The sequence below is a fragment of the Arthrobacter sp. Z1-9 genome (assembly GCF_054792695.1).
In genome coordinates this window covers 3,269,685-3,286,982 of record NZ_CP096456.1, presented here as the reverse complement: position 1 = coordinate 3,286,982, position 17,298 = coordinate 3,269,685, and the positions used below count along the sequence as shown (strand labels likewise).

The window sequence follows — 17,298 nt, the reverse complement described above, 5'->3', positions numbered from 1 at the left end:
AGCTCCGGATGGCAAGCGACCATTCTTGTCCGGACATAGAGGGAATTTTCGGGGTTAGTGGCTTGGCTGGCCTACATCCGCCAGGGCAGGTGCTTCATCAGTCTGGGTAGTGGGTTTGGAAGGCAAGGTGCTGACAGCCAGTATGCCGGCCGCTATGAGCATGCCGGTAGCGATGGCGAGCGCGCTGCTGTATCCCGCGACTAACTGGGCATCTTCGGTCAAGTTGGCATGCTCGGGACTGCTGGTGACGGTCGCGGCGATTCCGGCCAGAACGGCCAAACCAAGAGCGACACCTATCTGTTGGGCAGAGTTCAACAGAGCAGACGCGATCCCAGCTTCATGTGACTGCGTGTGGTAAACCGCCGCTTGCGTCAGTGCGATGACGCCGAGGCCGAACCCGAGTGCGAGGACGAACATGGCCGGTGCAAGTTGCAGCCAGTAGCTCGAGTCGATCTGGATAAAGGAGAACCACAACGCGGCAAAAGCACTAAGCAGAGCGCCCGCCGCGGCGACAAAGCGCGGCGCGACCCGGTTCAGCAGCTTGGGAGCAGAACCTGCACCAAGCACCAGTCCCGCAGCAAACGGCAGCCAGCTCACGCCGGTTTGCAGGGCGCTGTACTGCTGGACCTGCTGGAGGTAGAGGGTGATCACGTAGAAGGTGCCCATGGGTCCTATGGCCAGGAGCAGCATTGACGCGTAGGCGCCGGCGCGACCTCGGTCCCGGAACAGGCTCAGGGGGACCAGCGGCGTGCGGCTGCGCGCTTGGGTGGCGATGAATGCTGCAAGCAGCACAACTGCGGCCCCGATCAGTCCAAGCCCGAACGGGTCGGTGAAGCCGTCCTCACCAAAGCGGGTGATGGCGTAAACCAGGGCGACCATGCCGCCTGTTCCCAGCACCGCGCCCCGGAGATCGAGGGTCCCGGGATGGCGGTCAGCTTCGACGAGGTTTCGGCTGCCAAGGAGAACGAGTACCCCGATAGGGACGTTGATGAAGAAGACCCACCGCCAGCCGAGCGTGCCGGTGAGGAAGCCGCCGAGCAGCAGTCCAACGACGATCCCGAGGCCGGACATCGCACCGTAGAGGGACAATGCCGCGTCCCGGGTCTTGCGCTCAGAAAAGGTGGTGGCAATCAGTGCCAGCGCGTTCGGGGCGACCAGCGCCGCTCCCAGCCCCTGGATGGCACGAGCGGCGATAAGCGTTTCGCTGTTAACGCCGATTCCGCCGGCCAGTGATGCGAGCACGAAGATAGCGAGGCCCGCCTGAAGGGCGCGCCGGCGTCCGTAGAGGTCACCGATCCGCCCGCCCAGGAGCAGCAGGGCGCCGAACGCGAGGATATAGGCGTTCACGATCCAGGGCAGATGCACCGGATCCACCCCCAACTCTTGCTGAATGCTTGGCAACGCGATGTTTACGATCGAGTCGTCCAGTACCAGCATCAGCTGCGCGGTTGCGATCACCAGCAGTGGTATCAAGGCCCTCTGCTGTGGAGCCGAGGAAGAGGCGGAAGAAGTTCGGGCGGGATTCTTAGATTTAGGCATGTCAGTAATTGCATTCCTTGACGAAGGATCAATGGGTGCGGGAGTTGACGGCTGTGAGGGCGGGTGCAGGGCACCGGCCGGGACATACCATGTCACTGACAGAACCAACAATACCCCAGGGGGGTATATTAGGCAAGGTGCGAAAGGCGGTGTGCAGCGGTCGCGCCATCTCTTGCCCTTGGTGGCTATCGCACTGATTGGAAGTCTTGGCGGGTGCGAGTATGAGTCCGACGACGTCTCCCTCCCGTCCGCCCTCCGGCTTCGGAGGCTCGCACGGTGCCACCGCTGCCGGACAGCGGCGACATCGACGCCGGCACTTACCTCGTCACCGGCTTCACCGTGCCTTTCGAGGTCACCGTCCCAGACGGTTGGTCGACTGGCGACGGCGACGGCCTTCTACGAATGCTCACGCTGGTGCTCGATTCAAAATGAACACGAAACCTACCGAGTGGTCGACCTGAACGGCCAGCGGGCCGTGATCGCGGTGGGCCAAGTCCACCAATCGATCAATCCTGAGCTGACGACCCAGCACAGGTTCTCTGGTCAGAGTTCGAAGTGGGGGGTGCCGGGTGTTCCTGCGACGTTGGCGATGACTTCGAGGGCCACGTCGTGCAGCGTCGTGTGGCGGGTGTTGGAGAAGCTTCGGAGCATCTCGAATGCTTCTTCTCCTGTGCAGCGGTTTTGGGCCATGATGATGCCGCGGGCCATGTCGATGGCGGCCCTGCGGCCCACTGCCGCGGCGAGGTCCTTGGACTGGAGTTCAGCGGCAGCGATCCTGAGGCCCAGTCTTAGTGCCCGGCCGGCGACCTCTCCGAAAAGGCCTGCATCCTTGACGATGTCTTCAGTGAAAGCTCCTGGTGCGGCAGCGAAGAAGCCCAGGGCTGCTGAGGCCTTGGGTCCCAGCTTCAAAGGGACACCTAGGACGCTGCCGAAGCCCCGGCTCGTCAACTCGCTTCGGAGCGTGGGCCACCGGGGGTCCGCTGATAGGTCCTGCATCAGGACCGGAGCCCCGGTGCGTAGGGCCTGGAGGCACGGCCCGTCACCGATGCGTTGTTCGATGCCGTCCAGGAAAATGGCCTGGTCGCTGCTCCCGGCGATCGTGGACGGGCGTTTGTGCCGGTGCAGGGTCATCGAACACTCGATCCTGGCCCCCGTGAGCTGGGTGAGCGTGGTGGCTGCCAGTCCCGTCATGCCATCGAGGAGGTCCTTGATGTCATTCATGTCGGCTACCAGGTCCTGCAGCCGCTCGTTGTCGTCCAGGCCTTCCGGGGTCTCCATGGGTGCCAATCTATAAGGAATCAAGGGATCCTTCAGAACGGAAGGAGCCTTGACTCCGGATTTCTATTTTTTGTCCACTGCTGGTGGCCTCATTCGGAACATCATGAAACGATTGAGTGATCCCGGGCAATAGGGACACGAGGAGAGCGGCGAGTGCTGGACCCGGCGCGGCCGCCGAAATGAGAGTAGTCATTGTGGAAGATCCACGACTGACAGCGCGATCCATGATTGAACAAGACGAGACCGACGTCTACGAGCTCTGGCTGCAGTATTTTGGCAACGGCGGTAATGCATTGTCCGAGGAGTTCGAATCCTTGCTGTTTGGCATGCACGAGCCAAGCGCCTTGGACCTTGACCTTCTCGGCCTCGCGGTAGAAGAGCTTCGGGGCCGCAGGAAGCGGTCCCGGACCGGCTACTGACCCGTAACACTTCGCTTATTCATCGAAGTGGGTACGCAGGCTTGCCGTTGGTGACGCCGATGCAATGACTGCTGCCGCGACGTCTCGGAGCTTGGCGTTGCGGGAATTGGACGCCTTCCGCAGGATCGTCATCGCGGTGTCCTGGCTGCACCGGTTCTGGGCCATGATGACCCCGACGGCAACATCAATCACCGTGCGGTTCTTCATCGCCGCTTCCAGGTTGTCCTTTGCGTCCTGAAGCCGGGTCAGGCGCAGTTCCAGCCGGAGGGTCTTAGCGGATTGTTCACCGAACAGCTCGGCGCGGGCGATGTCCTCGCCCGTAATGCCGTGTGGCCGCGAGGAGTAGATGTTCAACGCAGCTGTGGATTCTCCTTCCAACCGCAGGGGAACACCCAAGATTGATTGGATTCCCTTTTTGGCGACGGCGCGGATGAACTCAGGCCACCGGTGTTCCCGCGACACGTCCGGGACGAACGTGGTCGTCCCGGTACGCATGGCCGTCAGGCACGGCCCGTCGCCGTAGGCGTATTGGAGTTCATCCATTACCCGGGCCCGGGCATTGCTGCACGCTACCGTGACAGGCTTTTTCCTGCGCACCACGGTGACATTGCAGTGCACTTTCGAATCAGGTGGAGACAGAAGGGACGCTGAGAAGACGGCGAGTTCCTGAAAGAACTCCTCAGCGTCCGAGGTCTCCAGGACCATGTCCTGAAGCCGGGAGGCAATTCCGTCCGGCAGTTCTGTAAGGAAGGGTAAAGCGTCCATGGCGCGTCCTCAGGAAGTGTCTCCAACCGCAGAAAACCGTGCGGGATGAAGGCGCCCACTGCCGGACGTTTCCCTCTCAGCTTAGGACACCAACCAGTGCCTGGCTGACAAAGAATGTACCCTTCTCATGCCCGGCTTCGGGTCTGGGGGAACAGCGCTACTGACGTGCTGGTTGAAAGTGGCGAGCCCGCGGCGCTGGTCGTCCGCGACCTCCGAATGTCTAGGGCAACGTTCTATAGGACGCACCAGCACTTATCAACCGACCGGGTGCCATTTAGCGCTGGCAAAACCGCGCCATTTACGGCTGCGATTCACACCCGCCGACTCCTCCCGGGGCCCGGAACAGTGGCTTGAAAAGCTCTTGGTTTATAAGACACGTCCGAGCCCTGAAATTGTGCACATCCGGAGGAGATACTGACTGAATCTTGAGGCTAAGAAGCGATTCTGTATGGAGCCGTAAAGCAGATGCGGAGTTTGGCCAAGCGGGGTGGCTTCTGTAGAAGCGCGGAAGTCTTGCCCCGGGTCTAAGTTAGTGCGCCGCCTAACGCATATGCCGCGGTGTACTCCAAAACAGCATGCCCCAGCGGGCCTGTACGAAGGAACACTATGAGCAAGAAAACTTTGGCTCCCGTCGTGACCGGGCCCACCGCGAAATCACCAGGAGTAACTGTGCGCGCCACTAGTGCGAAATCCCTCCTTGTCCGCCGCGTTGCAAGCGCTGTCATCCTGCCGGGGGTCCTGACCAGCATGCTGGTTCTCGCGCCACAGGTGTCGGCCGAGACCGCCCCTGTATCGGGCATCTGCAACGGTGTGACCAACCAGCTCGGGCACCGAGGGATGGTGCAGCCGAACCTGCTGAAGGCCGCCGCTCGGCAGAACGCTGAGCTGATCGCCAAGCTGCAGGCCGACCGCGCCGCACTAGTTGCGACCCAGACCTCCCTCGCCGAGCAAATTGCTGCGGCCGAGAAACAGATCGCTGACCTTGACGCCGCGAACGCCAAGCTGGACGGCGACATCGCCGCCGCTGAGATGTCGCTGGCCAAGATGACTGAGGATCGGTCAACGTTGGACGCGGCCATCAAGGCCGCCGAAGTCGCGCTCACCACGCTGCAGGGCGAGCACACCACGCTGGTCAACCAGATCACGCCACTGCAGACCCAGTTCGCCGACGCCGAGAAGACCCTCGCGGGCCTGAACACCCAGAAGGCCGGCGTTGAGAGCAGCCTTGCCACCAAGAGGGGTGAGCTTGCCACTGCGACCACCCGACTGAACAGCGCGACCGCGGCCGCCACCACTGCTCAGAACGCCGTCAACTCGCAGCTGAAGGCGATCGAGGACGCGACGAAGGAGCTGGCCGGGCTGGTCAATCAGGGCGACGCAGCCCAGGTCCTCGTGGATGCCGCCGAGAAGAAGCTGGCGGACGCCCGCACCGCGCTGCCTGGGCTGGAAGCCACCGCCAAGACCGCCGACACCACCGCCGCAGCGGCGACAGCCGCCGTCGTCAAGGCCGAAGAGAACCTCCGTCTGGCCGAGCAGAGCGTCACCACCTTGAGCCAGCAGATCAGCACGATCGAGGCCAGGCAGCCCGTGCTGGACGCTGAGATCGCTGGCCTCAAGGGCGACATCCTCACCAAGGAGGCGCAAATCGCCGCCAAAAAGGCCGAGATCGCCGCTGCCACCGCCACGTCGGGAACCAGCACGACGGTGCCGGCACTCGAGGCCGAGATCGCCCGCCTGCGGAACCTGCGTCAGGACTCGAACGACAACGCCGAGAAGCAGCGCCTGCAGACCCAAATCCAGGAACTCAACCGACAGCTCGACGCGGCCAAGGCGCAGACCATTGACAACACAGCGCTTATCACCGCCCTGAACGGTGACCTCACCAAGCTGCAGGGCGAGCTGGCCACGCTCAACTCGCAGCTGTCCGCGAAGCAGCAGGAGTCCAGCAACCTGCAGCAGGCTCTCCCGGGCCTGCAGGCCAGCCTCGCCGGTGCCAACACTCTTGTCACCTCCGCCACCGAGGCGCTGGCCGACGCCAAGGCCGCCCAGACCGCCGCGAACACAGCCCTTACCAACGCCAACGCGGCGGTGACCGCGAAGAAGTCCGAGATCGCCGACCTCGAGGCCGCGCTTCCGGGGCTGACGGACGGCCTCGATGCCGCGAAGGTGGAGATCACCACCAAGCAGGGCGAGCTCAAGGCCCTCGAGGACGCCCTGCCGGGCCTGCAGGCCACCCTGACCGCTGCCAACACCGCGGTGGCCAAGGAGACCGCCGAGGTCACGCGCCTCGACGGGGAAGTCACCAAGCTGGTCACGACGCTCGGCACCCTCAACACCTCGATCACTGCCGCCGAGAACACCATCCTGTCCCTGCAGAACCGCCTCGCCCCGCTTCAGACCTCGCTGAACACGCTCAACAAGTCGATCAGCGACAAGGAGGCGGCCCTGACCACCGCCAAGGCCGACCTGAACGCTCTCGATGCCAAGATTGTCACCGAGTCCGCAACCCTGCGGACCCTGGAGAGCGCCAAGAAGGTCAACCGCGACGCCGTCGCCGCCCAGAAGGTCGTCGTCGCCGGCCTGCAGGACCAGTACAAGGTGGTCCTTGGCCGCATCGCCGCCATCGACGGGACGATCGCGCTGGGCGGGTGCCTCGCCTGATTGACCGCAACACCCCGAAGCGCCCCAGGAGCCGGCTCTCCTGGGGCGCTTTACTGTCTCCCTGCGACGCAGCGCGGACCAGGCGCGCTCACGCTCCACGAGCTCGCGGACATGGTCGAGGAGGTTTACGTGCCCCAGCTTCCTCCTGAGGAGTTCCCCTACCTCAACGAGTCCGCCGTGGCGCTCGTCGCTGCCGGCTACGACCCGGCGGAGGAGTTCATCTTCGGCCTCGACCTCGTCCTAGCCACCCTCGAGCCCCTGAGAGCCTCCGCATAGCGACGCTCACGGCTGTCTTCGGCAGCGGCGGGCGTCTCGATTATTGCGCGACCGCGGGCCCAGACCAGGATCGCGACCGGGTCGATCGTGTTGCTGCTCGCCGTTGCCGCCATATGGTTCTGCTGGGCTCTAAGAATCGACGACATCAAGAAATTCGAGAGATTCGCCAGCTTCTAGTTGGCCGGCTGGAATATTTGTCGCTTGCTGCAGCCCGTAGAAGTCCGGCAAAAGAAACTGCTAGCGGTTCTCCCGCAGTCCGCTCTGAAACCAGGAATTACGTTTGTGTTCATTCAGTAAGCTCATCGAAGGGTTTTTCTTCTTTGCAGGGTTTGGGGGTAGGTGCATGCGGTTCACCGCGGGCATAGCTGTGGGCGTCGCTGCCAGCATCTTGTTGATTGGTGCTGGCCCGTCGATGGCATCGGGGGATGTCGTTGATGTTGGCGGAACACCTCTCAGCGTCGTTATCGACGCCGAGGGCACCGCTTACATCGGCGATTATTCTCCGGGCGGAGGGGTAAGCGTTCTTCCTGCGGGGTCGAGCAAACCGGTCAGGACCGTGATGACCGGTTTCAGCCCTGCCGGCATGGCTTTGTCGGGAGATGGGACTTTGTTTGTGGAGGGGTGGGATTTCGCCCAGCAACAGGAAAAACTCGCCGTGATACCGAAGGGCTCCTCTGCGGTGGCGCGTACCATTCCTCTCAGTCCCGGCGCCCACCTCATAGCCGCGGCGACCGACGGAACCGTCTTTGTTCCAAACCCATACCTGGGCACAGTCTCTGTCATCCCACCGGGAGCCGGCGCCCCGGCTCGCGAAATCGCCGTCGGTGGGAATCCCAGGAGAGTAGCCGTTGCCCAGGACGGAACCGCCTACGTGACCAACCAGAACGATGGGACCGTCTCGGTCATTCCTGTGGGTGCCGACAGGGTTTCACGGACGATCGATGTCAGGCCGACACCTGACAGATCCGGCGATCCCAACGGGATCGCGGTAGGCCCGGACGGCGCTGTCTACGTCTCCAACATCACCGCAAACGACGTCGCCGTAATCAAGTCCGGAGACTCAGCGGTCGCCTACCGCGTGGCAGTTCCAGGCGGCCCGAAGGAAATTCGAGTGGGCGCGGACGGAACTGCCTACGTCCTCTACACGGCTAACGGTCTCTCGGTCATCAAACCCGGCGGGACAAGCGTTTCTCTCGGCCTGCCCACCGGTCAGAAGCCCGGACATCTTGCCGTCGCTCCCAACGGGTCCGTTATCGTGACCAACACCGCTGATAAATCCGCGACAGTCTTCCCGGCACAGGACCTACGCGTATCCGCGCCGCCTGCAGCCAACGCCCAAGCGGAACCGCCAGAGATCAAGGAAACAGGTCCCACGGCTCAGACCACATCTGACAACGCGGGGACCAGCTTCATATCCAACCTTCCGGCAATTCTCGGCACAGTGGTCGCAGCCATGCTGACAGGGGCTGCCGTCCTGGTCCTGGCAGGCAGACGGCGCCACCGTTCCAAAGTTGACGAGGATGCAGCAACTCCAGAGCCTCCGGCAGAGGATCTCGAAAGACTTGAAGTCCTTTCGGATCAACGGCATAGCTGAACTTGTAAAGACACTCTTTATACCGGCTGGTTAGAGCGGCCCGCCGTAGGGGTAGCCCACCGTCAACTGGCCGGGCGAACCCGGCAGGAATTGCCGCGGCCGCCGAACGTGGGCGGACGGCCGGGCGACTAAACGGGTCACGGAAGAAATGTCCGTGTCACCGCGGGTTCGCGCGTCAACAGCTGCAGAACGCGTACGACGCCGGCCCGCGCCTGCCGCTGCCAGCATCTCTTCCAGCTTCCCGCCACGAGGGTCGGCCCAGTCCCAGCTGACAACCCCTAGTCCCGTGGCGCGGTGATGGGGCGTCGGGGGAAAGGCCGCGGCAGGTGATGGGGCGTCGGGGGAAAGGCCGCAGGAGGTGATGGGGCGTCGGTGAAAAGGCTGCGGGAGGTGATGGAGCGTCGCAGGGGGAGGGGGTACGCGCTTGACGGTCCGGAACGCTTCCGCATATCCTGAACGAACGGTCGGTAAATAATTCGGCACGTCCCAGTAGGTCTTTGCATAGGAGCAACCATGGCAGCGCAGAACTTGCAGTCAGTGCCGGCTGATCCAGCCCCACGCGAGCAGGATCCGGAGCAGCAGGCCCGGCTCGCGGCCCAGGAGGCGGACGGCCAGGCCAACTTTGACCGGGTCATGGCCGAGGACTCACGCATCGAGCCCAAGGACTGGATGCCGGCGCCCTACCGCAAGACACTGCTGCGCCAGATCTCCCAGCACGCCCACTCCGAAATCATCGGCATGCAGCCGGAGGCCAACTGGATTTCCCGCGCCCCCAGCCTGAAGCGCAAGGCCATCCTCATGGCCAAGGTCCAGGACGAGGCCGGCCACGGACTGTACCTCTACAGTGCCGCCGAAACCCTTGGCCAAACAAGGGACAAGATGATGGAAGACCTCATCGCCGGCAAAGCAAGGTACTCGAGCATCTTCAACTACCCGGCCCTCACCTGGGCGGACATGGGTGCCATCGGCTGGCTGGTGGACGGCGCGGCCATCTGCAACCAGGTCCCGCTCTGCCGCGCCTCCTACGGCCCCTACGGCCGCGCCATGGTCCGCATCTGCAAGGAAGAGTCCTTCCACCAGCGCCAGGGCTTCGAGATCCTCCTGGAACTCTCCAACGGCACCCCGGCGCAGAAGCAGATGGCCCAGGACGCCGTGAACCGCTGGTACGCCCCGTCGCTGATGATGTTCGGCCCGCCGGACGACGATTCGCCCAACTCCAAGCAGTCCATGGCCTGGAACATCAAGCGCTTCAGCAACGACGAACTCCGCAGCCGCTTCGTAGGCATGATGGTGGAGCAGGTCAGGGTCCTGGGCCTCACCCTCCCGGACGACCAGATCCGCTACAACGAGGACACCAAGAAGTGGGAACACGGCCCGCTGGACTGGCATGAGTTCCAGGAAGTCCTGGCCGGCCGCGGCCCCTGCAACGCCCAGCGTCTGGAGCGGCGCAGGGAAGCGCACGACGACGGCGCCTGGGTCCGCGAGGCAGCTGCCGCTTACGCAGCAAAACAGCAGGCAAAGCAGTCAATGACGACGAAGGAATACGCAGCATGAGTCCGCACGGCAACCCGGAAGTCCCCGCCAGTTCGGCCGCAGACATCACCACCAATGCGGCAAAGGTTCCCGCCGGCCCGGACACCGCAGCCGGCCCCGACACCGCAGCCGCCCCCGCAGCACCGGCACCGGCCGCCGCAGCAACCCCGGCCTCGGAGAACCAGGTTCCCTCGATCCAGCCGGCCGCGAAGCACGCAGACCGCGGCGCCTGGGGCCTCTGGGAGGTCTTCGTCCGGTCCAGCCGCGGCCTCAGCCACGTCCATGCAGGCTCCCTGCACGCGCCGGATGCCGCCATGGCCCTGCGCAACGCCCGCGACCTCTACACCCGCCGCAACGAGGGCGTCTCCATCTGGGTTGTCCCCGCGGAGGCCATCGCCGCCAGCGACCCCGACGCCAAGGGTTCGTTCTTCGAGTCGCCCCAGGGCAAGGACTACCGGCACGCCACGTATTACACCAAGAGTGAAGGGGTAAAGCACCTGTGAGCACCCCTGCCTCCAAGACCGAAACAGGCCACGGCGACATCTCCACCGGCGTGGCAGGCGGCGACAGCAACGCCTCCGCAACAAGAATTACCCCCGGCAACGCGCTCCGTCCGGAGGACATCGCGCTTGAGGTCCGCACCGGCCTGGCCAAGCCGTCGGAGGACGTCGGGGAGTACGCCCTTCGGCTCGGCGACGACGCCCTGATCCTCGCCCAGCGCCTGGGCCACTGGATTTCCCGCGCCCCCGAACTGGAGGAGGACGTGGCCCTGGGCAACATCGCCCTGGACCAGCTGGGCCACGCCCGGAGTTTCCTCAGCTACGCCGGCGGCGCCTGGGGGAAGAGCGAGGATGACCTCGCCTACTTCCGCCGGGAGCACGAGTTCCGCAGTGTCGAGCTGTTCGAGCAGCCCAACGGCGACTTTGCGGTGACCATCGCGCGGCAGTTCATCGTGAGCTACTACCAGTTCGAGCTGTACCGCCGGCTCACAGAATCCACTGATGCCACCTTGGCCGCCATCGCCGCGAAGGCCGTGAAGGAAGTGGACTACCACCGGGACCACAGCGCCCAGTGGATCCTACGTCTGGCCGGCGGCACCGAAGAATCAAGAAGAAGGATGATCCATGGCCTGCGCCTGATGTGGCCGTACGTCAACGAACTGTTCCAGGACGACGAGCTGACGCAGAGGCTCGCCGAGGCGGGCGCCGCCGTCGCGCCTTCCAGCCTGCGTGAGGACTTTGACCGGCTCACCGGCGAAGTCCTCAAAGAAGCAGAACTGGAGGTGCCGGACGTCCCGGCAGCCCCCGGCGGCGGACGGCACGGTAGGCACTCGGAGCACCTGGGCTACCTCCTGGCCGAGATGCAGGTGCTGGCCCGCGAGCATCCCGGAGCCAGCTGGTGACGGCGGCCATGTACATCTCCGACTTCGAAACCCGCACCCGCACCCCGCGGCAAACGGCCTGGGACATCGCCGCCACCGTCTGCGATCCGGAGATCCCGGTGCTCACCATCGAGGACCTGGGAATCCTCCGCGACGTGCAGGTGGGCCAGGACAACAAAGTCAGGGTCACCATCACCCCCACCTACTCGGGCTGCCCGGCCATGGACGCCATCCGCGACGACCTCAAAGCAGCGTTCGCCAAAGAAGGCTACCCAGACGTCGAGGTGGACCTGGTCCTCGCCCCGGCCTGGACCACGGACTGGATGACCGAGGCGGGAAAACAGAAGCTGCAGGAGTACGGCATCGCGCCGCCGTCGGGCACGGCAGGAGCAGCCCGCCACGCAGGCCCCATCCGCCTCAGCCTGGCCGTGAAATGCCCGCAGTGCAGCAGCCTGAACACCAAGGAACTCACCCGCTTCGGCTCCACCTCCTGCAAAGCGCTGTATGTGTGCCAGGACTGCAAGGAACCGTTCGACTACTTCAAAGTGCTGTAAGGAAGCCCCATGCCTGTTGTCCGCCAGACCGCCGCCGAAACGGCGCAGGCCACCGGCCGCCGTCGTCCGTCCTTCCACACGCTCGCCGTGAAGGAGGTGCGCCGGCTCACCGAGGACGCCATCGAGGTGGCCTTCCACGTCCCCACAGAGCTCGCCGGCCAGTTCGACTATCTGCCCGGCCAGTACGTGGCCCTGCGCACCAAGCTGCCCGATGAGGCCGGCGAGCTGCACGAGGTGCGCCGCAGCTACTCCATCTGCGCCGAGCCGCGCAGCTTCGCGGACGGCAGCAGCGAGATCCGGGTGGCGGTGAAGAAGGACCTGGGCGGGCTGTTTTCCACCTGGGCTAACGCGGAGCTGAAGGCCGGGGACACCCTGGACGTCATGAGCCCGATGGGCGCGTTTGTGTCCCGGCACGGCCGGGACGGCCAGGCGGTGGAGCAGAACCGCATGAACTCGATGAACAATCCGGAGGAGCTGGCGGGGGACGTCGCCTCCCACGGGGAAGCGAGCTTCGTGGCCATCGCTGCCGGCAGCGGCATCACCCCGGTGATCGCCATCGCCCGGACGCTGCTGGCCGCCAACCCGGAGGCCCGGTTCGACCTGATCTACGCGAACAAGGCCGCCATGGACGTCATGTTCCTGGAGGAGCTGGCGGACCTGAAGGACAAGTACCCGCAGCGGCTGGCCATCCACCACGTGCTGTCCCGCGAGCAGCGGATCGCGCCGCTGCTGAGCGGACGGATCGACGCCGAGAAGCTCCAGCAGCTGCTGGGAACGGCCATCCACGCGGACGATGTGGACGAGTGGTTCCTGTGCGGGCCGTTCGAGCTGGTGCAGCTGTGCCGGGACACCCTGGCCGAGCGCGAGGTGAAGCCGGAGAATATCCGCTTCGAGCTGTTCACGTCCGGCAAACCGGACAAGCCGGAGGGGCACGCGGGCCGTCCCGTGGTGGTGGACGAGTCCAAGGAGACGTACAAGATCACGTTCAAGCTGGACGGCCTGCAGGGCGAGGTGGCCAGCCCCACCCACGCCCGCGAGTCCATCCTCAACGCCGCGCTGCGGGTCCGCCCGGACGTGCCGTTCGCGTGCGCCGGAGGAGTGTGCGGCACGTGCCGGGCCAAGGTGGTCACCGGCAGCGTGACCATGGACGAAAACTATGCGCTGGAGCAGGATGAGCTGGACAAGGGGTACGTGCTGACCTGCCAGAGCCACCCCACCAGCAAGGAAGTCACCGTCGACTTCGACGTCTAACCCAAGGAGCCCGAATGATTTCCCTCTCCATCAACAACGGCGTCGCCGAAGTGGTCCTGAACGCACCGCACAAGCTGAACTCGCTGGATGAGCAGGCGCTGAAGGATTTAACCCACGCGTACGACGACGCTGCCGCCGCCGCCTCCCGCGGTGAGGTGCGGGCGCTGCTGCTGAGGGGAGAGGGCCGTGCCTTCTGCGCCGGCCGGGACATCCAGAACGTGACGCCGGAGAGCGACGACGCCGCAGCGTACCTGGGCGGGCTGGTGGAGCCGCTGCTGAGGAAGATGAGCGCGTTCCCGGCTCCCACGTTCGCGGCCGCCCACGGTGCCTGCCTGGGCGTGGGGCTGGGGCTGCTGCTGGCCACGGACGTGGTGTACGTGGCGGAGAATGCGAAGTTCGGGTCGCCGTTCGCCAAGCTGGGGGCCACGCTCGATTCGGGTGGGCACTGGTACTTCACCGAGCGGCTGGGCATGCACCGGACCCTGGACCTGATTTACACGGCCGAGTTGATCAGCGGCACCGAGGCGGTGGCGCAGGGGCTGTTCAGCCGCGCCATGCCGGCGGACGAGCTGCTGGAGAAGACGCGGGGGATAGTGGGCCGCGTGGCTCGCGGTGCCACGGGCGCGTTTGTTGCCAGCAAGGAGCTGGTGGCGCACATCCGGGACCAGCGGCTGGGCCTGTGGGAAGCCATGACTGAGGAGAACGAGGAGCAGGCGCGCCTCTGCAAGACAGACGACTACGCGGAGGGATTCCGGGCTTTCCAGGAGAAGCGCGAGCCGCAGTTCACCGGTGGCACCGACTCTTAGGGAGGACGATGGCGTTCCCACCTGCCCGGGCGCCTCAAAAGGGCGGCCATCGTCCCCCGCGAGATGAGCTAGGCCGTGCCAAACGCGGATGCTGTGCCCGCCTCGGGTTGCCCGGTAAGGGCATCCAGGGCGCGCCGGAGCAGGCTGCTTGAGGTTTGGAGGCTGTAGGGAAAGTAGACGATTTCTACCCCTACGTCGCCAAACCGCCGTTCCAGGGTCATTCCCTGCGGAGTGCCCTTCCAATCGTCCCCTTTGAAATAGACATGGAAGCCGACCTCACGCCACGTATCTATTTTGTCTTGGAAAGCCTCAGGCCGGGCTTCGTCAACAAACTTGATGCTGGACACTATTTCCAAACGTTCAGCCAGCGGAATCACCGGACGTTTTCCTTTCAGCAGCTCAACGAGATCGTCGTCCACCACCCCGGCTACGAGGTAATCGCACTGGCCGCGGGCGTGCTTCAAGAGATTGAGGTGCCCGATATGAAAAAGATCAAATGCTCCGCCCGCGTACCCGACTTTTTGCGCCATTGGGAATATCCCTTCTTTAGTGAAGCTCTTAGAAATTGGTTTTGGTTTCACCGCTAATACGCGCCGTGAGGTTTCAGAAGCACCTTGATTGTCTGAAGCATGATCAGCAGGTCGCCTGCGAGGGACCAGTTCTCCACGTAGTAGAGGTCTAGGCGGACGCTTTCCTTCCAGTTCAGGTCAGAACGGCCATTGACCTGCCAGAGGCCCGTTAACCCCGGTTTGACGTAGAGCCGGCGGTGCACCGACTCTTCATAGGCGGCAACCTCCGACGGGAGGGGCGGGCGCGGTCCCACGAGGCTCATATCCCCCCGAAAGACGTTCCAGAGTTGCGGCAGTTCATCCAGTGAGAGGCGCCGAAGCCACACACCTACACCCGTTACCCGGGGATCGTTCCGCAACTTAAAGAGCAGGCCCGCGCCTTCGTTGTGCCCTATAAGTCCGGCCAACTCCGACTCGGCCGTTTCCACCATGGAGCGGAACTTGTACATCGTGAAGGTCTGCTCGGCGCGTCCAACACGTTCCTGGCGGAATATCGCCGGGCCGGGACTATCCCTGATGATCAGCCAAGCCAGGGCGGCGAAGACAGGAGTCAACACCACCAAGGCGCAGCCGGAGAGCACAACATCGAGGAAACGCTTTACCAGATGTTGGAAGCCGGCGTACCGGGGCAGCTGCACCTGAAAAAGGGGCAAGCCGCTGGCCTGGCAAGCATGGATCCGGTTCGGCGCCACGTTAGTGAGGCCGGTGGCGAGAACCAGGCCAACCCCGCTTTTTTCCAGGCTCCAGGCGAGATCACGGACGAATTCGCTGCCTCCTGGCACCTGGCCTGCAACCATGACCGCATCTGGCCTATAGGTACTGAGTAAAGGCATCAGCGACTGGACGCCAGAGGCCACGGGAACCTGCTGTCCGTCCACCGTGACGGGGGTGGTGTTTTCCCTGGAGATAATGGCCGCACCGACTACTAGGTAAGGGCCGGTGGCATTCGCCCGCATTCTTCCCATCACCTGCTCTACATCGTCCCTCTCGCCGAGGACAACCATGCGAGAAAGGCATCGGCCTGCGGTTCTTTGCCTGGTCAGCCAGCTCCGGAGCACGAGGCGGCCGCATAAGAGGCCGCCAAAGCCGCTGGTGAAGGCGAGTAGAAAGAAGCCGTGGTCAATACCATGCAGGAGCAATTCGCCGAGTACGGAGACCAGGACGAAAGTGATGAGCGATGCTGTAACCACCCTCTTGTACTCGTCTTGGCCGGAACCGAGAACCCCGGGATCCGTGCTCCGGTAGGCGCAGAGGCCCAGAACCCAAAGGATCGCGATAGTTGTGCCTGCGTAGCCGGCGGACGGGTGCGGGAATGTTGCTGCCGCGAGCGCTGTCGCGCAAGCAATAAAACCGACGTCCACGGCGGTCAGGATGATACGAAGCTTGCGCACCCAGCTGTCGCTTGGCGTCCCGGGCTTGTCCCGCACTTCCCTGGCATGGAATTTCTTGCTCCAGCGCCAACCGGAAGCAACCCGGCCTTGAACCACGCTTTCGCCAACTTTTCGAGTGCCGGTAGGCATAGCTGTCATGACAAACCTTTGATTCGGAGGAAAGTCTGAAGAATCCACTAGCTTCGGATCCACTGCCATCAACGTAGGTAGCAGAAGCCTTGCGGTCACGAGTGCCACTAACCCGAACCGGCCATTCCCATACGTGGAAAATCTGTGAACCCTACTCACAAGCCCGGACGGCTACTTGCAAAAGGAGACCCTTATACCCGTCTTTTTCTTTCAGCCACGGGACCTCGCCCAAATGGACGAAAGTGCCTTGATCAGCTGCACAGGACGGGCCTAGCGTGGCGCAATGGCGTTAGCTGAAGGACTACGAAACGGCCGAAAGGTGCTGACATGAAACGCGGACCATCACCAGGCTCACCGCGGAAACCCGACAAAGGAGCACCCCTACATGGCGCTTCCTCCCGGCCCCGGTTCGTCAGGGCGATCGGAGCAGTCGCGGGGTGCGCCATATTGGTGGGAGTGGGAGTATCTGCAACTTCAGCACCTCCGTCATCAGGGGCCCAGGCCGCAGTTGTCGCTGCTGCCGCAGACCGCCAAACCCTCCGTTTCGAAGCACCCACGGATGGCGGTAACGGAGCACTTCCCGCTGCCGGCAATGATGCCCATGCCGCGGTCAGTCCCCAGATGGCTCCAAATCAGGCAGCGCAACAACCGGTGGTCCGGCAACCGGCAGCCCCAGCAACGCCCGCCGCTCCGATAGCCGAGCTACGGCGGGCAAGTGCTGCCTTCGAGGCAGCCGCCGGCAAGGCTTCAGCACCGGGCCCGCGGCCCGGTCCTGACCCAAACGCCCGGCCACCCATGCCAGACTTTGCCGGCGTTGCCAGTGGCGCCGCCCTGGGCGAACTGACGGGAAGATTCGACGAGTTCGCGCACAGCCAATGGGTGCAGACGGGTTCCGTTACCGCCACCGGCACTGAGCGGGTGGAAGTGGTCAAAGTAGGCGGTATTCCCACTCACCGCTTCTCTACCTGTATCGACTCAAGTGGGATCGAAATCCGGGATGCCGCCGGAGTTGTTGTCCTTGCGGCTGCGCCAGCCGGAACACGGAAAGCCGTGAACATATACGACATTCAGCAACAGCAGGGGACGTGGGTCGTGGTCGGCCACAGCTTCCCCGACTCGCCTGCGTGCTGAGCTGTCAGGAAAGGCACTTCG

General features: G+C 63.9%; 17 protein-coding genes. 12 read left to right on the top strand and 5 right to left on the bottom strand.

Features of this window, described 5'->3' with window-relative positions; genetic code table 11:
* Positions 1–54 precede the first annotated feature (54 nt).
* The gene (locus tag M1D93_RS15245) at positions 55–1,458 is read right to left on the bottom strand and encodes an MFS transporter (RefSeq protein ID WP_461172312.1); all 1,404 of its coding nucleotides are present in this window, start codon (positions 1,456–1,458) and stop codon (positions 55–57) included.
* A 357-nt stretch (positions 1,459–1,815) separates the two neighbouring features.
* Between M1D93_RS15245 and M1D93_RS15240 the strand changes: the two genes are divergently transcribed.
* A complete protein-coding gene (locus M1D93_RS15240) occupies positions 1,816–1,971 on the top strand; it encodes a hypothetical protein (protein WP_461172311.1) in 156 nt (51 codons plus the stop codon).
* A 111-nt stretch (positions 1,972–2,082) separates the two neighbouring features.
* Here the strand turns inward: M1D93_RS15240 and M1D93_RS15235 are convergent, their stop codons facing one another.
* The gene (locus tag M1D93_RS15235; protein ID WP_461172310.1) at positions 2,083–2,817 is read right to left on the bottom strand and encodes a GAF and ANTAR domain-containing protein; all 735 of its coding nucleotides are present in this window, start codon (positions 2,815–2,817) and stop codon (positions 2,083–2,085) included.
* A 224-nt stretch (positions 2,818–3,041) separates the two neighbouring features.
* Between M1D93_RS15235 and M1D93_RS15230 the strand changes: the two genes are divergently transcribed.
* Entirely contained in the window at positions 3,042–3,236 is a 195-nt protein-coding gene (locus M1D93_RS15230) for a hypothetical protein (RefSeq protein WP_461172309.1), read from the top strand.
* Between the two features lie 15 nt (positions 3,237–3,251).
* Here M1D93_RS15230 and M1D93_RS15225 read toward each other — a convergent pair whose 3' ends face one another.
* Positions 3,252–4,001: a GAF and ANTAR domain-containing protein gene (locus tag M1D93_RS15225; RefSeq protein ID WP_461172308.1), complete on the bottom strand. Its 750-nt coding sequence runs from the start codon at positions 3,999–4,001 to the stop codon at positions 3,252–3,254.
* A gap of 606 nt (positions 4,002–4,607) precedes the next feature.
* Between M1D93_RS15225 and M1D93_RS15220 the strand changes: the two genes are divergently transcribed.
* The 9 genes from M1D93_RS15220 to M1D93_RS15180 all read left to right on the top strand — a co-directional run bounded on the left by M1D93_RS15220 (position 4,608) and on the right by M1D93_RS15180 (position 14,057).
* Positions 4,608–6,662 carry a coiled-coil domain-containing protein gene (locus M1D93_RS15220; RefSeq protein ID WP_461172307.1) on the top strand — a complete coding sequence of 685 codons (2,055 nt, stop codon included), beginning with the start codon at positions 4,608–4,610 and terminating at the stop codon, positions 6,660–6,662.
* Between the two features lie 129 nt (positions 6,663–6,791).
* Positions 6,792–6,938: a hypothetical protein gene (locus M1D93_RS15215; RefSeq protein ID WP_461172306.1), complete on the top strand. Its 147-nt coding sequence runs from the start codon at positions 6,792–6,794 to the stop codon at positions 6,936–6,938.
* Between the two features lie 280 nt (positions 6,939–7,218).
* The gene (locus M1D93_RS15210; protein WP_461172305.1) at positions 7,219–8,532 is read left to right on the top strand and encodes a hypothetical protein; all 1,314 of its coding nucleotides are present in this window, start codon (positions 7,219–7,221) and stop codon (positions 8,530–8,532) included.
* Between the two features lie 513 nt (positions 8,533–9,045).
* Complete coding sequence (gene paaA, locus M1D93_RS15205; protein ID WP_461172304.1) at positions 9,046–10,086, top strand: 1,2-phenylacetyl-CoA epoxidase subunit PaaA; 1,041 nt, start codon at positions 9,046–9,048, stop codon at positions 10,084–10,086.
* Entirely contained in the window at positions 10,083–10,568 is a 486-nt protein-coding gene (gene paaB, locus M1D93_RS15200; protein WP_461172303.1) for a 1,2-phenylacetyl-CoA epoxidase subunit PaaB, read from the top strand. The genes paaA and paaB overlap by 4 nt, the downstream gene beginning before the upstream one ends.
* Complete coding sequence (paaC, locus tag M1D93_RS15195; protein WP_461172302.1) at positions 10,565–11,467, top strand: 1,2-phenylacetyl-CoA epoxidase subunit PaaC; 903 nt, start codon at positions 10,565–10,567, stop codon at positions 11,465–11,467. The genes paaB and paaC overlap by 4 nt, the downstream gene beginning before the upstream one ends.
* An 8-nt stretch (positions 11,468–11,475) precedes the next feature.
* Positions 11,476–12,000, top strand: a complete 525-nt coding sequence (gene paaD, locus M1D93_RS15190; RefSeq protein WP_461175035.1) for a 1,2-phenylacetyl-CoA epoxidase subunit PaaD — start codon at positions 11,476–11,478, stop codon at positions 11,998–12,000.
* 9 nt (positions 12,001–12,009) lie between these two features.
* Positions 12,010–13,251: a 1,2-phenylacetyl-CoA epoxidase subunit PaaE gene (paaE, locus tag M1D93_RS15185; RefSeq protein WP_461172301.1), complete on the top strand. Its 1,242-nt coding sequence runs from the start codon at positions 12,010–12,012 to the stop codon at positions 13,249–13,251.
* A 14-nt stretch (positions 13,252–13,265) separates the two neighbouring features.
* Positions 13,266–14,057: an enoyl-CoA hydratase/isomerase family protein gene (locus tag M1D93_RS15180; RefSeq protein WP_461172300.1), complete on the top strand. Its 792-nt coding sequence runs from the start codon at positions 13,266–13,268 to the stop codon at positions 14,055–14,057.
* Positions 14,058–14,125: 68 nt separating this feature from the next.
* Here M1D93_RS15180 and M1D93_RS15175 read toward each other — a convergent pair whose 3' ends face one another.
* Both M1D93_RS15175 and M1D93_RS15170 read right to left on the bottom strand, forming a co-directional pair.
* A complete protein-coding gene (locus M1D93_RS15175) occupies positions 14,126–14,587 on the bottom strand; it encodes an adenylyltransferase/cytidyltransferase family protein (RefSeq protein WP_461172299.1) in 462 nt (153 codons plus the stop codon).
* A gap of 53 nt (positions 14,588–14,640) precedes the next feature.
* Positions 14,641–16,209, bottom strand: coding sequence for a sugar transferase (locus tag M1D93_RS15170; RefSeq protein WP_461172298.1), 1,569 nt, complete (start codon positions 16,207–16,209; stop codon positions 14,641–14,643).
* 732 nt (positions 16,210–16,941) lie between these two features.
* Between M1D93_RS15170 and M1D93_RS15165 the strand changes: the two genes are divergently transcribed.
* Positions 16,942–17,277, top strand: a complete 336-nt coding sequence (locus tag M1D93_RS15165; protein WP_461172297.1) for a hypothetical protein — start codon at positions 16,942–16,944, stop codon at positions 17,275–17,277.
* The last annotated feature ends 21 nt before the right edge of the window (positions 17,278–17,298 follow it).

Coding starts and splice junctions, on each gene's coding strand:
- M1D93_RS15235 (WP_461172310.1), bottom strand. CDS start 2,817: ATGGAGACCCCGGAAGGCCTGGACGACAACGAGCGGCTGCAGGACCTG.
- M1D93_RS15230 (WP_461172309.1), top strand. CDS start 3,042: ATGATTGAACAAGACGAGACCGACGTCTACGAGCTCTGGCTGCAGTAT.
- M1D93_RS15225 (WP_461172308.1), bottom strand. CDS start 4,001: ATGGACGCTTTACCCTTCCTTACAGAACTGCCGGACGGAATTGCCTCC.
- M1D93_RS15220 (WP_461172307.1), top strand. CDS start 4,608: ATGAGCAAGAAAACTTTGGCTCCCGTCGTGACCGGGCCCACCGCGAAA.
- paaA (WP_461172304.1), top strand. CDS start 9,046: ATGGCAGCGCAGAACTTGCAGTCAGTGCCGGCTGATCCAGCCCCACGC.
- paaB (WP_461172303.1), top strand. CDS start 10,083: ATGAGTCCGCACGGCAACCCGGAAGTCCCCGCCAGTTCGGCCGCAGAC.
- paaD (WP_461175035.1), top strand. CDS start 11,476: ATGTACATCTCCGACTTCGAAACCCGCACCCGCACCCCGCGGCAAACG.
- paaE (WP_461172301.1), top strand. CDS start 12,010: ATGCCTGTTGTCCGCCAGACCGCCGCCGAAACGGCGCAGGCCACCGGC.
- M1D93_RS15180 (WP_461172300.1), top strand. CDS start 13,266: ATGATTTCCCTCTCCATCAACAACGGCGTCGCCGAAGTGGTCCTGAAC.
- M1D93_RS15175 (WP_461172299.1), bottom strand. CDS start 14,587: ATGGCGCAAAAAGTCGGGTACGCGGGCGGAGCATTTGATCTTTTTCAT.
- M1D93_RS15165 (WP_461172297.1), top strand. CDS start 16,942: ATGCCAGACTTTGCCGGCGTTGCCAGTGGCGCCGCCCTGGGCGAACTG.